The 12,686-nt window shown below is 69.8% G+C and carries 14 protein-coding genes; 13 read left to right on the top strand and 1 reads right to left on the bottom strand.

All coding sequences use genetic code 11. The features are described from left to right. From VAPA_RS27640 to VAPA_RS27580, 13 genes are all read left to right on the top strand, one after another. Positions 1-981: a tripartite tricarboxylate transporter substrate binding protein gene (locus tag VAPA_RS27640; protein WP_021003510.1), complete on the top strand. Its 981-nt coding sequence runs from the start codon at positions 1-3 to the stop codon at positions 979-981. Positions 982-998: 17 nt separating this feature from the next. Beyond that, positions 999-1,817: an SDR family oxidoreductase gene (locus VAPA_RS27635; RefSeq protein ID WP_041946772.1), complete on the top strand. Its 819-nt coding sequence runs from the start codon at positions 999-1,001 to the stop codon at positions 1,815-1,817. After that, positions 1,814-2,248 carry a PaaI family thioesterase gene (locus tag VAPA_RS27630; protein ID WP_021003508.1) on the top strand — a complete coding sequence of 145 codons (435 nt, stop codon included), beginning with the start codon at positions 1,814-1,816 and terminating at the stop codon, positions 2,246-2,248. Before VAPA_RS27635 ends, VAPA_RS27630 begins: the two co-directional genes overlap by 4 nt. Positions 2,249-2,383: 135 nt before the next feature. Next, positions 2,384-3,568 carry a lipid-transfer protein gene (locus VAPA_RS27625; RefSeq protein ID WP_196232604.1) on the top strand — a complete coding sequence of 395 codons (1,185 nt, stop codon included), beginning with the start codon at positions 2,384-2,386 and terminating at the stop codon, positions 3,566-3,568. Beyond that, positions 3,569-4,012, top strand: coding sequence for a MaoC family dehydratase N-terminal domain-containing protein (locus VAPA_RS27620; protein WP_021003506.1), 444 nt, complete (start codon positions 3,569-3,571; stop codon positions 4,010-4,012). Positions 4,013-4,026: 14 nt separating this feature from the next. Next, positions 4,027-4,455: a MaoC family dehydratase gene (locus VAPA_RS27615; protein ID WP_041946646.1), complete on the top strand. Its 429-nt coding sequence runs from the start codon at positions 4,027-4,029 to the stop codon at positions 4,453-4,455. A 22-nt stretch (positions 4,456-4,477) separates the two neighbouring features. Continuing rightward, on the top strand, positions 4,478-5,314 hold the full coding sequence (locus VAPA_RS27610) for an SDR family NAD(P)-dependent oxidoreductase (RefSeq protein ID WP_021003504.1): 837 nt from the start codon (positions 4,478-4,480) through the stop codon (positions 5,312-5,314). 58 nt (positions 5,315-5,372) lie between these two features. Further along, positions 5,373-6,527 carry an acyl-CoA dehydrogenase family protein gene (locus tag VAPA_RS27605; protein ID WP_021003503.1) on the top strand — a complete coding sequence of 385 codons (1,155 nt, stop codon included), beginning with the start codon at positions 5,373-5,375 and terminating at the stop codon, positions 6,525-6,527. Then, on the top strand, positions 6,524-8,215 hold the full coding sequence (locus VAPA_RS27600) for a long-chain-fatty-acid--CoA ligase (RefSeq protein WP_021003502.1): 1,692 nt from the start codon (positions 6,524-6,526) through the stop codon (positions 8,213-8,215). Before VAPA_RS27605 ends, VAPA_RS27600 begins: the two co-directional genes overlap by 4 nt. Further along, positions 8,212-9,015, top strand: a complete 804-nt coding sequence (locus tag VAPA_RS27595; protein ID WP_021003501.1) for an enoyl-CoA hydratase/isomerase family protein — start codon at positions 8,212-8,214, stop codon at positions 9,013-9,015. Before VAPA_RS27600 ends, VAPA_RS27595 begins: the two co-directional genes overlap by 4 nt. Further along, positions 9,012-9,401 carry a Zn-ribbon domain-containing OB-fold protein gene (locus VAPA_RS27590; protein ID WP_021003500.1) on the top strand — a complete coding sequence of 130 codons (390 nt, stop codon included), beginning with the start codon at positions 9,012-9,014 and terminating at the stop codon, positions 9,399-9,401. Before VAPA_RS27595 ends, VAPA_RS27590 begins: the two co-directional genes overlap by 4 nt. After that, the gene (locus VAPA_RS27585) at positions 9,398-10,579 is read left to right on the top strand and encodes a thiolase (RefSeq protein WP_021003499.1); all 1,182 of its coding nucleotides are present in this window, start codon (positions 9,398-9,400) and stop codon (positions 10,577-10,579) included. The genes VAPA_RS27590 and VAPA_RS27585 overlap by 4 nt, the downstream gene beginning before the upstream one ends. A gap of 32 nt (positions 10,580-10,611) precedes the next feature. Further along, a complete protein-coding gene (locus VAPA_RS27580; protein WP_021003498.1) occupies positions 10,612-11,616 on the top strand; it encodes a tripartite tricarboxylate transporter substrate binding protein in 1,005 nt (334 codons plus the stop codon). A gap of 27 nt (positions 11,617-11,643) precedes the next feature. On the opposite strand, the gene VAPA_RS27575 is transcribed toward VAPA_RS27580, so the two are convergent. Then, a complete protein-coding gene (locus VAPA_RS27575; protein ID WP_021003497.1) occupies positions 11,644-12,456 on the bottom strand; it encodes a class I SAM-dependent methyltransferase in 813 nt (270 codons plus the stop codon). Positions 12,457-12,686: the final 230 nt, after the last annotated feature.

The following is a 12,686-nucleotide window of genomic DNA, read 5'->3' as shown; positions in this document are numbered from 1 at the left end:
ATGAACCGCAGCTTCCGCCCGCTCAGCCGGCGCGCCGCGCTCGGCGCACTGATCGCCCTCGGCGCCAGCGCAGCCGCGCCGGCCTTCGCCGCCGACCCGTATCCGAGCAAGCCGATCCAGCTCGTGCTGCCGTTTCCGCCGGGCGGCTCCTTCGACCCGATCTTCCGCACGCTGGCCGAGGCCGCCTCCAGGGACCTGGGCCAGCCCATCGTGCTGATGCACAAGCCGGGCGCGGGCGGCGTCACCGGCACCGCATCGCTGGCGACCATGAACGAAGCCGACGGCTACACGATCGCGGTGATGCACAACTCCGTGATCCGCGCGCCGCTGGTGCAGAAGGTGAGCTGGGACCCGCTCAAGGACTTCAGCTACCTGATCGGGCTGGCCGGCCTCACCACCGGCATCGTGGTGGCCACCGACGCGCCCTGGAAGACGCTGCCCGAGCTGCTGGCCGACGCCAGGAAGCGCCCCGGCGCCGTCAGCTGGGGCAACGTCGGTGCGATCAGCATCAACCGCATCTACGCCGAGCGGCTCGCCAGGCAGGCGGGCACCTCCTTCAACCTGGTGCCCTACAAGGGCGGCAGCGAGGCCTTCCAGGCGGTGATCGGCCGCCATCTCGACGTCTATGGCGACCCCGGCTTCGGGCCCCAGGTGCAGGGCGGCAAGGTGCGCCTGCTCGCCACCTTCACCGCCGAGCGCCTGAAGCGCTACGACGCGCCGACCGTGAAGGAACTGGGCCACGACATGGTGATCGAGTCGCCGGTGGGACTGGTGGCGCCGAAGAACCTCGATCCGAAGATCGCCGCCAGGCTGCACGCGGCCTTCGTCAAGGCTGCGGCAGACCCGGCCTACCTCCAGCAGCTGGAGCTGTTCGACATGCAGCCCAAGCTGATGACCGGCGAGAGCTATGCCGACTACGCCCGTGCGCAGTTCGAGCGCGATCGCAAGATGCTGGCCGAGATCGGCTTCAAGCCGGAGTGAACACAGCGATGAACACCATGGATTTTTCCGCCTTCGATTTCTCGGGCCGCCACGTGGCCGTGGCCGGTGGCTCCAGCGGCATCAACTTCGGCATCGCGCAGGCCTTCGCGCGCGCCGGCGCGCGCCTCACGGTGCTCAGCCGCTCGGCCGACAAGGTGGCCACGGCCGCGCAGCAGCTCGAAGCGCTCGGCACGCAGGCGCTGGGCATTCCGGCCGACGTGCGCCAGCCCGAGACGCTGGAAAGCGCCTTCGCGCAGGGCGCGCAGCGCTTCGGCCCCATCGACGTGCTGGTCTCGGGCGCCGCGGGCAACTTTCTCGCGAGTGCACTCGACATGTCGCCCAATGCCTTCAAGACGGTGGTCGACATCGACCTGCTGGGCAGCTTCAACGTCGCGCGGCTCGCGCATGCGCACCTGCGCCGGCCCGGTGCCTGCGTGATCCAGATCTCGGCCGGCCAGGCCTTCACGCCCACGCCTTTCCAGGCCCATGTGTGCGCGGCCAAGGCCGGGGTCGACATGCTGACGCAGGTGCTGGCGCTGGAGTGGGGGCCGCAGGGCATCCGCATCAACTCCATCGTGCCCGGGCCAATCGCCGACACCGAAGGCCTGAAGCGCCTCGCGCCGACCGACGACACGATGGCCGCGATGGCCCAGCGCGTGCCGCTCAAGCGCCTGGGCCGCATCGAGGACATCAGCCGCATGGCGATGATGCTCGCGAGCGACTGGGGCTCCTACATCACGGGCGCCGTCATTCCCGTGGACGGCGGACTTGCGTTGACCGGGCCGCGCGACTTCACGGCGGCGGCTGCCGCGTCGAAGCGGGAGTCCGCGTCATGAGCCTGCACCTCGCGAGCGCGCCGCAAGGAGGCGATGACCGGCCGCGCAGCGGACCGCAGCGCCATGTGCCCTTCTCCGAGCACCTGGGCCTGCGGGTCGAGCGCGCCCAAGGCGGCGAATCCCTGGTGTCGGTGGCGCTGCGCCCCGAACTGCTGAACAACCACGCGAGCGGCCATGGCGGCGTGCTGATGACCCTGCTCGACAGCGCCATGGCGCATGCCGCGCTCTCGCGCATCGACTATGCACGCGAGGTTGTCACCGTCGACATGCACATCGCCTTCATGCGGCCCGCGGGCGGGCTGCTGCAGGCGCAAGGGCGCGCCACCGGCGGCGGCCGCTCGGTGTGTTTTTGCGAAGCCACCGTCACGGACGCCAGCGGCGACGTGGCGGCGCGCGCGATGGGCACCTTCCGCTACCGCGATATCGCATGAGCGCAGCGCCGAGGGTGCCCCACTGAGCGTTTCGGCCAATCGTTTTGGGCCGATCCGCGATTGCCGAAGCCTGCGCACCGGCGGAGACTTCATTCCATCGTCACCGCGTCCCGCACAGGAGTTTCCATGACACGTATGCAGCGCCCCGTCCATGTGGTCGGCGTGGGCATGATCCCCTTCACCAAGCCCGGTGCCAGCGACCCTTACACCGTGATGGGTGCGCGCGCCGCGAAGCTCGCGCTCGACGATGCCGGCGTCGACTACGCGCTGGTGCAGCAGGCCTACGTCGGCTATGTCTACGGCGACTCCACCGCGGGGCAGGCCGCCATCTACGGCGTCGGCTTGAGCGGCATTCCGGTCTTCAACCTCAACAACAACTGCTCCACCGGCTCCAGCGCGCTGTTCCTCGCGCGCCAGGCGGTCGAAAGCGGCATGGTGGAATGCGCGATCGCGCTCGGCTTCGAGCAGATGCAGCCCGGCGCGCTCAAGGGCGCCTATGACGACCGCCCCTCGCCGATGGCGCGCTTCGCCGAGGTGATGGCCGAAAAGCAGGGCTACGTGCCCGAAGCGCCGCGCGCCGCGCAGTTCTTCGGCGGCGCGGGCCGCGACTACATGGCGCAGCACGGCATCCGCCGCGACACCTTCGGCCGCATCTCGGTGAAGGCGCGCCAGCATGCCGCGCGCAACCCGCTCGCGGTGTTCCGCCAGACGCTGACGCTGGACGAGGTGATGGCCTCGCCGCTGGTGTTCGATCCGCTCACGCGCTTCCAGTGCTGCCCGCCCACCTGCGGCGCAGCCGCGGCCATCGTCTGCTCGGCCGAGTTCGCGCAGAAGCACGGCCTCGACATGCGCGTGGTGATCGCCGCGCAGACCATGACCACCGACACGGCCTCCACCTTCGAGAGCAGGGACATGCGCAAGCTGGTCGGCTATGACATGACCGCCGCCGCGGCCCGCCAGGTGTACGAAGACGCCGGCATCGGCCCCGAGGAGCTCGACGTGGTGGAGCTGCACGACTGCTTCACCGCCAACGAGCTCATCACCTACGAGGCGCTGGGCCTCACGCCCGAGGGCACGGCCGAGCGCTTCATCGTCGAGGGCGACAACACCTATGGCGGGCGCGTGGTGACCAACCCGTCGGGCGGCCTGCTCTCGAAAGGCCATCCGCTCGGCGCCACCGGCCTTGCGCAATGCGCGGAACTGGTGTGGCAGCTGCGCGGCCAGGCCGAGCAGCGCCAGGTGGAAGGCGCGCGCCTCGCGCTGCAGCACAACCTGGGCCTGGGTGGTGCCTGCGTGGTGACGCTCTACCAGGCGACCTGAATGATCGACCGCCGCCACATCGGCCACACGCTCCCGCCCTTCCAGGCGGAAGCGGAGAAAGGCCGCCTGCGCTTCTTCGCCAAGGCCACGGGCCAGACGGACCCGATCTACATCGACGAGGCCGCCGCGCGCGATGCGGGGCACCCGGGCCTGCCGGTGCCGCCCACCTTTCTCTTCTGCCTGGAGATGGAGGCGCCCAACCCAGCTGCCATTCGCGAGCTGCTCGGCATGGACTACCGCAGCCTGCTGCACGGCGAGCAGGGCTTCAGCTACCACGCGATGGCCTATGCGGGCGACATGCTCACGTTCTGCCAGCGCATCGACGACATCTACGACAAGAAGAACGGCGCGCTCGAGTTCGTCGTGCGCAAGACCCGTGTCAGCAACCAGCAGGGCGAACTCGTGGCCGAGCTGCGCTGCGTGACCGTGGTGCGCAATCCATGACCGGAAGCCTCACGATGACGACCGCCACCTTTCCCGACTGGAATGCACTGCAGCCCGGCGACGCCCTGCCCCCGCTCGAATTGCCGCCGATCCGCCGGCTCGACCTGGCGCTCTACTGCGGCGCCTCGGGCGACCACAACCCGATCCACGTCGACATCGACTTCGCGAAATCTGCCGGCATGCCCGACGTGTTCGCGCACGGCATGCTGTCGGCGGCCTGGCTCGCGCGGCTGCTGACCCACTGGGTGCCTCAGTCGGCGATCCGTTCGCTCGACCTGCGCTTTGCCGCCATCACCCATGTGGGCGAACGCATCCGCTGCACCGGCACGGTGGCCGAGAAGTTCGAGCACGAGGGCCGGCGCAGCGTGCGGCTGAAGCTCATGACGGCCAACCACGAAGGCATCGCCAAACTGAGCGCCGAGGCACTCGTCGCCTGGCCCTGACACACCCCCGAGGAGACAACACGTGAACAGCAGCAACAGGAAACTCGAAGGCAAGGTGGCCATCGTCTCCGGCTCCGGCCGCGGCATCGGGCGCGAGATTGCGCTCAAACTGGCGAGCGACGGCGCGCGCGTGGTCATCAACGACCTCGACGCCGAACCGGCCGCGCAGACCGTCAATGACATCGTGGCCGCGGGCGGCAGCGCCATCGCCTGCGCCGGCAGCGTGACGGACGCCGGCTTTGCCGACCGCTTCGTGCGCACCGCGGTCGACAGCTATGGCGGCCTGGACATCGTCGTCAACAATGCCGGCTACACCTGGGACAACGTGGTGCAGAAGATGAGCGACGAGCAGTGGGAGGCGATGCTGGCCGTGCACCTGACCGCGCCCTTCCGCATCCTGCGCGCGGCCTCGAACTTCATCCGCGACGCGGCCAAGCGCGAGGCCGACGAAGGCCGTGAAGTGTTCCGCAAGGTGGTCAATATCTCGTCCACCTCGGGCGTGTACGGCAACGCGGGCCAGGCCAACTACGCAGCCGCCAAGGCCGGCATCAACGGCCTGACCAAGGCCATGGCCAAGGAATGGGGCCGCTACAAGGTCACGGTCAACAGCGTCGCCTTCGGCCTGATCAAGACCCGGCTGACCGAAGCCGATGCCAGCGCGGGCGCGAGCATCGACATCGAGGGCCGGCAGATCAAGGTCGGCGTCAACCCGCAGATCCTCAAGAATGCCGAGGCGCTGATTCCGCTCGGCCGCGGCGGCACGCCGCAGGAGGCGGCGGGCGCGGTCTACCTGTTCTGCATTCCGGAGTCGAACTACGTGAGCGGCCAGGTGCTGGTCTGCGGGGGCGGCCGGCCGTGAGCCGCCGGGCCGCTCCCAAGGCGAACAGCACCGCAGCGCGCAGCGCGGAGGTTTCCATATGAACGTCACCCGGCCGTGGATGAATGAAGAACTCGAGATGCTGCGCGCCAGCGCACGCCGCTTCTTCGAGCGCGAGTGCGTGCCGCATGAACCGCGATGGCGCGCGCAGCACCACGCCGACCGCGAGATCTGGACGAAGGCCGGCCGGGCCGGCCTGCTGTGCGCCAGCATCCCCGAGGCCTACGGCGGCGGCGGCGGCAGCTTCCTGCACGAGGCGGTGATCTGCGAGGAGCAGATGCGCGCCATGGCGCAGAGCTTCAGCAACAACGTGCACAGCGGCATCGTCGCCCACTACCTGCTGGCCTACGGCACGGAAGCGCAGAAGCAGCGCTGGCTGCCGCGCATGGCCAGCGGCGAGCTGGTGGCGGCCATCGCAATGACCGAGCCCGGCGCAGGCACCGACCTGCAGCGCATCAAGGCGCAGGCACGGCGCGACGGCGACCACTGGCGCATCAGCGGCAGCAAGACCTTCATCACCAACGGCATGCACGCGGGCCTGGTCTGCGTCGCGGCCAAGACCGATGCGGCGGCCGGCGGCAAGGGCATTTCTCTGCTGATGGTCGAGACCGAAGGCACGCCGGGTTTCCGCCGCGGACCGCTGCTCGACAAGATGGGCCAGAAGACGCTGGACACCACCGAGCTGTTCTTCGACGACGTGCGCGTGCCGGCCGACAGCCTGCTGGGCGGCGAAGAGGGCCGCGGCTTCGCCCAGCTCATGCAGCAGCTGCCGCGCGAGCGCCTGCTGATCGCGGTCGGCGCGGTGGCGACCATGAAGCGCGCGATCGGCGATACGCTGGAATACGTGCGCGACCGCCAGGTGTTCGGCCAACCGCTCTTGAAGATGCAGAACACCCGCTTCAAGCTGGCCGAGTGCGAGACGCAGGCGCAGGTGGCGCGCGCCTTCGTGGACGACTGCATCGCGCGCCTGATGCGCGGCGAGCTCGACGTGCCGACGGCCGCCATGGCCAAGTGGTGGACCACCGACGCCTGCTGCCGCATCGTCGACGAATGCCTGCAGCTGCATGGTGGCTACGGCTTCATGAACGAATACCCGATCGCGCGGCTCTATGCCGACGTGCGCGTGGGCCGCATCTACGGCGGCGCCAACGAGGTGATGAAGGAAATCATCGCCCGGGCGATGGAGAAGCAATGAACGCCAGGCCGCCGCACTTCCGCTTCTGGCCCAAGGGCGTGGCGCGCGAGCTGCGCGTGCCGCGCGCCACGCTGCTGGATTACCTGGACACCGCGGCGCGCCGCTATCCCGACAAGCCGGCCATCGTCTACTGCGGCGCGGCCACTTCCTATGCGCAGCTGCGCCAGCGCGTCGATGCGCTGGCCGGCTACCTGCAGCAGCGCCTGGGCGTCGCGCCCGGCGACCGCGTGCTGCTCGCGAGCCAGAACTCCCCGCAGTTCGTGACGGCCTTCTACGCCGTGCTGCGCGCCGGCGCCGTGGTGGTGCCGGTGAATCCGATGAGCAAGGCCGCGGAGGTGCGGCACTATGCGGCGGACAGCAGTGCGCGCATTGCCTTCGTCGCGCAAGAGCTGCTGCCCGCGCTCGCGTTCGGCGAAGGCGAAGGCGAGCTACGCGCCGCGCTCGTCCATGCCTATGTCGACGCGACCGATGCGTCGGCGAGCGACGACACGCTGCCCGACTGGGTCACGGCGCCACGCGCACCGCTCGACAACGCGTGCCTGCACGACTTCGAGCAGGCGATCGCGCTCGGCCTCGCGCCCGCGGCATTGCCCTTGTCGCCCGACGACCTCGCCGTGCTGCCCTACACCTCGGGCACCACCGGCCACCCCAAGGGCTGCATGCACACCCATGCGACGCTGCTGGCCTCGCTCGCTTCCTCGGCGGTGTGGAAGCAGCTGCATGTGGAGACGGTCACGCTGGCCGTCGCGCCGCTCTTTCACATGCTGGGCCTGCAGAATGGCATGAACCTGCCGATGTTCCTGGGCGCCACCGCGGTGATGATGCCGCGCTGGGACCCGGCGATGGCCGCGCGCCTGATCGAGCGCCATGCGGTCACCGCCTGGTCGGCCCCGCCGGCCATGGTGATCGACCTGTTCTCCCATCCCGAAGCCGAGCGGCGCGACCTCTCGAGCCTGGCGCTGCTATCGGGCGGCGGCGCCGCGATGCCCGAGGCCGTGGCCGCGATGCTCTCGCAGCGCCACGGCCTCTCGTACAACGAGGGCTATGGCCTGACCGAGACCGCGTCCTTCCTGCACGCCAACCCACCCGCGCGCGGCAAGCGCCAGTGCCTGGGCATGCCGACGCAGGGCGTGGATTCGCGCATTGTCGACCCGGTCACGTTCGAGGAACTGCCGGCCGGCGAGGTGGGCGAGCTGGTGACGCGCGGCGCGCAGCTCATGAAAGGCTACTGGCGCAACCCGGAAGCCGACCGCGAGGCCTTCATCGAGATCGGCGGCCGGCGCTTCTTCCGCACCGGCGACCTGGCGTCGATGGACGAAGACGGCTACTTCTTCCTGCGCGACCGGCTCAAGCGAATGATCAATGCCTCGGGCTACAAGGTCTGGCCCACCGAGGTGGAGAACGCGATGTACGAGCATCCGGCCATCCACGAGGCCTGCGTGATCGCGGTGCCCGACGGCAGGCGCGGAGAGTCGGTCAAGGCGCTGGTGGTGCTCAAGCCCCAAGAGCGCGGCCGCATCGGCGAAGACGACATCGTCACCTGGTGCCGCGAGCGCATGGCCGTCTACAAGGCGCCGCGCGTGGTCGAGTTCCTCGAGAGCCTGCCGAAGTCCGGCACCGGAAAGATCCTCTGGCGCGAGCTGCAGGAAGCGCACCGCGCTGCCGCCCAGGAGCAAGCACACCCATGAACGATTTCTCCGCACTGCGCTGCGAGCGCCACGGCAGCACCGCGCTGCTGACGCTGGACACGCCCGCCAACCGCAACGCCTTCACCCCCGCCATGCGCGAAGAACTCGCCCGGGCCATCGCGCAGGTGCGCGGCGACTCCGAGGTGCGCGCACTGGTGCTCGCGGGCGCCAACGGCCAGTTCTGCTCGGGCGGCGACCTGCGCGGCATTGCCGACGCGAAGCTCGACAACGCCGGCTGGCGCGAGCGCATGCAGGCCACGCAGCGCTGGTTCAGCGAACTGATCCAGCTCGACAAGCCCGTGATCGCCGCGGTCGATGGCGCGGCCTACGGCGCGGGCTTCAGCCTCGCGCTGGCGGCCGACTTCGTGCTCGCGAGCCCGCGCGCGCGCTTCTGCATGTCGTTCCTCAAACTCGGCCTGGTGCCGGACTGCGGCGCCTTCTACACGCTGCCGCGCGTGGTGGGCGCCCAGCGCGCCCGCGAGCTGATGCTGTCGGCGCGCGAGGTCGGCGCCGCCGAGGCGCTCGAACTCGGCATTGCCATGGAACTGCACGAACCCGAGCAACTGCTGCCGCGCGCGCTGGCGCTGGCCGAAAGCTTTGCCGGCGCCTCGCCGCTGGCCGTGAGCCTGGTGAAGCGCGCCACCGGCGATGCGGGCGCGCTGGCCGCGCTGCTCGACACCGAGGCGAACGTGCAGGCGCTGGCCTTCGGCAGTGCCGAGCACCGCGAGGCGGTGACCCGTTTCTTGAACAAGAAGCCGCTGCCCTTCCAGTGGCCGGCCCACAAGGAGCAAGCCCAATGAACGACCACGGCATCGGCGTGCAGGCCTTCCACCAGCGCGAGCTGGATGCCGGCCGCTTCCTGCTGCAGCGCTGCGGCGGCTGCGGCCGCCACGTCTACTACCCGCGCGAAAGCTGCCCGCACTGCGGCGGCGCGGCGCTCGAATGGAAGGCACCCGGCGGCCTCGGCACCGTGCATGCCGTGACGACCGTGCGGCGCAAGCCGGCCGATGGCGGCGACCTCAACGTGAGCCTGGTCGAACTCGACGAAGGCGTGCGGCTCATGAGCCGCATCGAGAACCTCGCGCCCGAAGCGGTGCGCATCGGCCAGCGCGTCCGCGCACGGGTGCTGGTGAAGGACGGCCGCGGCCTGGTGCTGTTCGATGCCGTCGAAGGAGCCACTCGATGAGCGCCGGACTCAAAGCCTTGCGCGGCAGCGCAGCCATTGCGGGCGCCGCCACCTTCGGCTGCGGCGAGACGCCGGGCTTCACCGACATGGAGCTGCTGGCGCGCGCCGCGCGGGCGGCCGTGGCGGATGCAGGCCTCGACATGCGCGACATCGACGGGCTGTGCACCGCCAGCGCCTCGGCCGCGATGTGGGCCCTGCCGGTGGTCGAATACCTGGGCCTCGATCCGCGCTACATCGACGGCACCATGCTGGGCGGCAGCAGCTTCATCGCGCACCTGCTGCCCGCGATGCAGGCCATCCGTTCCGGCCAGTGCAGTGCGGTGCTCATCTGCTACGGCAGCGCGCAGCGCAGCGCCGCCTTCGGCCGGCGCGAGATCGTGGCGGCGCGCCGCTTCCTCGATCCGCAGCCCTACGAGCATCCCTACGAGCCGATGCTGCCGGTGTCGGCCTACGCGCTGGCGGCTTCCCGCCATATGCACGAGTTCGGCACCACGCGCGAGCAACTCGCTGACGTGGCGGTGGCGGCGCGCGCATGGGCCGGACTCAACCCGGAGGCCTTCATGCGCGAGCCGCTCACACGCGAGGAGGTGCTGGGCGCCCGCATGGTGTCGGACCCGCTGAGCGTGCGCGACTGCTGCCTGGTCACCGACGGCGCCGGCGCCTGCGTGCTGGTGAGCGCCGAGCGCGCAAGGGACCTGCCGAAGCAGCCGGTCTACGTGCTGGGCAACGCCACGGCGGTGTGGAACCGGCAAATCTCCTCGATGGCAGACCTCACCGTCACGGCGGCGAGCCAGTCGGGCCGCGAGGCCTTCGCGATGGCCGGGCTCACCCCCAGGGACATGGACGTGGTGCAGCTGTACGACGCCTTCACCATCAACACGCTGCTGTTCCTCGAGGACCTGGGCTTCTGCCCCAAGGGCGAAGGCGGCCGCTTCGTCGCCGATGGCGCCATCGCACCGGGCGGGCGGCTGCCCGTGAACACCAACGGCGGTGGGCTGTCCTGCGTGCATCCCGGCATGTACGGCATCTTCGCGCTCATCGAGGCCGTGCGGCAGTTGCGCGGCGAATGCGGCGAGCGGCAGGTGAAGAACGCGCACACCGCGCTCGCGCATGGCAACGGCGGCATGTTGTCCAGCCAGGCCACCGCGATCCTGGGCACGGCCGAAGCGCTGCGTTGAGTTTTTCCCACCCCCGAAGAGGAGACAAGCCCATGAAGACAACATCGATACTGGTACGAAGGCTCTGCGCGGCCGCAGGCCTGGCGCTTCTGCTCGCCGCGCCGGCGCTGGCCCAAACAGCCACGCAAACGGCCGCGCAGCCCGCCTATCCAAGCCAGCCGCTCAAGCTGATCGTGCCCTACCCCGCCGGCGGCGCCACCGACTCCCTGGCGCGCACCATCGGCCAGAAGCTGCAGGAAGCCTGGGGGCAGCCTGCGATGGTGGAGAACCGCCCCGGCGCCGGCGGCACCATCGGCAATGGCTTCGTCGCCAAGGCGCCGGCCGACGGCCACACGCTGCTCATCGCCATCACCGCGCTGATCCAGCAGCCGCCGCTCATGGACAAGCTCGCCTACGACCCGCTGAAGGACTTCGCGCCCGTCACCATGATCGCGCGCAGCCCCAGCATGCTGGCCGTGCCGCTGGACTCGCCCGCAAGGAACCTGAAGGACTTCATCGCCATGGTGAAGCAGAGCCCCGGCAAGTACAACTTCGGCAGCTACGGCGCCGGCACCTCGTCGCACATCCAGGGCGCGCTCTTGAACATGCAGGCCGGCATCGACCTGGTGCACGTGCCCTTCCAGGGCGCCGCGCCGCTGGTCACCAACCTGGTAGGCGGCCAGCTCGCCTCGGCCTTCATCGACAGCGCCACCGCCCGGCCGCATCTCAAGTCGATGCGCCCGCTGGCCGTGACCGGCACGCAGCGCATGCCCGGCCTGCCCGACGTGCCCACTTTCGCCGAACTGGGCTTTCACTCCTTCGACCCCTATGGCTGGTTCGGCGTGTTCCTGCCAGCCGCCACGCCCGCGCCGGTGGTGCAGAAGCTGTCCGATGAGATCGACCGCATCGTGCACCTGCCCAACGTGAGCGCCAAGATCGAGGCGCTGGGCCTGCAGGTAGGCGGCGGCAAGCCGGAAGCGTTCCAGAAAGTAGTGCGCGCGGATGCCGCCATCTACGCGAAGATCATCAAGGACGCGAACATCCGCCTGGCGCAGTGAGCGCGGATGCAGCGCGCGCCGCTGCGGCTACGCCGGCGCCGTGCCCTTGACCGCCCACGCGAGCGCGGCATAGGAGCGAGCGCCATCGGCTTCGCCGTCGAGATAGGCCGCTTCGACGGCGTCGCGCAGCCGTGAGCGCGCGGCCGCATCCAGCGTGGCAACGTATTCCGCGCCGGGCCCGTCCTTTCCCTCGAAGGGTGCCCAGTAGTCGGCGAACGAGGCGAATTCCATGCGGATGGCGAGCGTCGTCTCCTCCACGCGCTTGAACCCGGCGTCGCGCCAGGCCCGCGCCAGTTCGCCGGGCCGCGTCAGGGGCCGCGTGTAGTTGCGGGCGCGGCGCTCGCCGGCCTCCGGGTCGAGCACGGCGGCAGTGTCGAAGAACAGGCGGTTGGAGACCCAGCCGCCGCGTGCGTCCCACACTGCCGCGCCGACCACCGCTCCCGGCTTGGCGACGCGGCGCATCTCGGCAATGGCCTTGCCTGCCTCCGGAACGAAGTGCAGGACCAACAGCGAGAGAACGCGGTCGAAGCTCTGCGCGGGGAACGGCAGCGCACAGGCGTCGGCCACCTCGAAAACAATGCGCGCATCCTCGTTGTGGCGCCTGGCATGTTCGATGTAGGGCTGCGCGATGTCCACGCCCCGCACTTCGCCGGCGCCGGTGCGGCGGGCCACGGCAAAGGCCAGATGGCCGGTGCCGCATCCGACGTCGAGGATGCGGTCGCCGTCCGCGGTGCCGACAAAGTCCAGGAAGGGCAGCGCGAGGAGGCGGCTCCAGCGGCCCATCAACCGTTCATAGCCATCGCCGTCAGCGGCGACGAAGGTCGAAGACGTGGTGCTCATGGAAATCCCTCCGCACGGCCGGGCGCATTGGAGATGCCGTGCAGGCAGATGCTATGCCTCGGCCGATGGCTGCGTCAACGCCGATGCGCCTGTCGGTTTTCAGCCTGGTTCGAATTTCTGCAGCACCGATGCTTGGATAGAGGTGCGGAATCGAAGCGGGCAAACTCTCAGGCTGCCCGACCAAGGACCCTGGAACGGAGCACTTGAAAAAATCCGTGCGCACGTCGGCC

It is taken from the genome of Variovorax paradoxus B4, from assembly GCF_000463015.1.
GTDB classification, from domain to species: Bacteria; Pseudomonadota; Gammaproteobacteria; order Burkholderiales; family Burkholderiaceae_C; genus Variovorax; species Variovorax paradoxus_E.
Note: the sequence above shows the minus strand (reverse complement) of the source record. Positions and strands in the feature narration are given on the sequence as shown.

Excerpts from the sequence above, each read along its gene's own strand:
- VAPA_RS27580 (WP_021003498.1), top strand. The coding sequence starts at position 10,612 with ATGAAGACAACATCGATACTGGTACGAAGGCTCTGCGCGGCCGCAGGC.
- VAPA_RS27635 (WP_041946772.1), top strand. The coding sequence starts at position 999 with ATGGATTTTTCCGCCTTCGATTTCTCGGGCCGCCACGTGGCCGTGGCC.
- VAPA_RS27595 (WP_021003501.1), top strand. The coding sequence starts at position 8,212 with ATGAACGATTTCTCCGCACTGCGCTGCGAGCGCCACGGCAGCACCGCG.
- VAPA_RS27640 (WP_021003510.1), top strand. The coding sequence starts at position 1 with ATGAACCGCAGCTTCCGCCCGCTCAGCCGGCGCGCCGCGCTCGGCGCA.
- VAPA_RS27620 (WP_021003506.1), top strand. The coding sequence starts at position 3,569 with ATGATCGACCGCCGCCACATCGGCCACACGCTCCCGCCCTTCCAGGCG.
- VAPA_RS27575 (WP_021003497.1), bottom strand. The coding sequence starts at position 12,456 with ATGAGCACCACGTCTTCGACCTTCGTCGCCGCTGACGGCGATGGCTAT.
- VAPA_RS27585 (WP_021003499.1), top strand. The coding sequence starts at position 9,398 with ATGAGCGCCGGACTCAAAGCCTTGCGCGGCAGCGCAGCCATTGCGGGC.
- VAPA_RS27630 (WP_021003508.1), top strand. The coding sequence starts at position 1,814 with ATGAGCCTGCACCTCGCGAGCGCGCCGCAAGGAGGCGATGACCGGCCG.
- VAPA_RS27605 (WP_021003503.1), top strand. The coding sequence starts at position 5,373 with ATGAACGTCACCCGGCCGTGGATGAATGAAGAACTCGAGATGCTGCGC.
- VAPA_RS27625 (WP_196232604.1), top strand. The coding sequence starts at position 2,384 with ATGCAGCGCCCCGTCCATGTGGTCGGCGTGGGCATGATCCCCTTCACC.
- VAPA_RS27600 (WP_021003502.1), top strand. The coding sequence starts at position 6,524 with ATGAACGCCAGGCCGCCGCACTTCCGCTTCTGGCCCAAGGGCGTGGCG.
- VAPA_RS27615 (WP_041946646.1), top strand. The coding sequence starts at position 4,027 with ATGACGACCGCCACCTTTCCCGACTGGAATGCACTGCAGCCCGGCGAC.
- VAPA_RS27590 (WP_021003500.1), top strand. The coding sequence starts at position 9,012 with ATGAACGACCACGGCATCGGCGTGCAGGCCTTCCACCAGCGCGAGCTG.